The organism is Pseudomonas sp. UBA6699 (genome assembly GCF_002454615.1).
Taxonomy (GTDB): Bacteria; Pseudomonadota; Gammaproteobacteria; order Pseudomonadales; family Pseudomonadaceae; genus Aquipseudomonas; species Aquipseudomonas juntendi.
Genome location: NZ_DKJF01000044.1, coordinates 962 through 1,798 on the forward strand (window position 1 = coordinate 962; position 837 = coordinate 1,798).

The window sequence follows — 837 nt, forward strand, 5'->3', positions numbered from 1 at the left end:
AGCAGGTGGCCCACCAGGATGGCGACGATGCCCCATACCAGGTTCAGGTGAAACAGCTGCACGCCCAACGCGCCGGTGACGATGGGCAACGGCGCAATGTTGCCGCCGAACCACAGCGTGAACAGATCCCTTACCTTTCCATGGCGGTCTTGCGGTGGCACATAGCCGATCGTGTGTTTTTCTATGAGGGGTGCCGAATTGGCTGCACTGGTCATGACTGACTCCAAGGCAAGGTAGGGCATTGGCAACTGCCCGGGTGCGTGCCGGCGATGGGCAACGCGTTCTTGTTGGAGCGATGATGCGGGCCGCTGGGGGAACGGGAAATTAGTAAATATGTACCTATAAGCCTTAAAAAACCTAAGGCTGACAAAAGCTTAAGCGGATGACGGTAGCAAGGAGGGTGCCAGTTGGCTGAAGGGCTTGGTGTAGAGGGGTTGCGCTTTGTGTGGGCGGTGATGGGTGAGCTTTGCTGGTGCGACCCGCGCATTTTTGGAGCACAGGGCCAGTACCGGCTAACGCATGAAGTGCACCTTGCCGGTGTCGTCATTGCCCATGTACATGCCATACACCCCAGCCTGCCGCTCCAGGATGTAACGTTCGAGAATCTGCCGGATCGCCGGGTAGTAGATCTGATCCCAAGGGATCTCATCCGGTGCGAAGAACTTGTACGCCAGCGTTTCCGATCCGTATTGCCCGGTTTCTTCGGTCACGATGGCGCGGAAGATGATGTAGACCTCGCTGATTTTCGGCACGCTGAAAATCGAGTACGGCGAAATGATGTCGGCCCGCACGCCGCTTTCTTCCCACACCTCGCGCAGCGCCGCCTGCTCGGTGGTC

General features: G+C 58.1%; 2 protein-coding genes. Both read right to left on the minus strand.

The features are described from left to right. Positions 1 to 215: cytosine permease (locus B3361_RS08655; RefSeq protein ID WP_286920165.1), on the minus strand; the 215-nt coding region annotated here is incomplete at its 3' end. A 297-nt stretch (positions 216 to 512) separates the two neighbouring features. Then, positions 513 to 837, minus strand: a 325-nt coding sequence (locus B3361_RS08660) for an NUDIX domain-containing protein (protein WP_286920166.1), incomplete at its 5' end; no start/stop codon positions are given.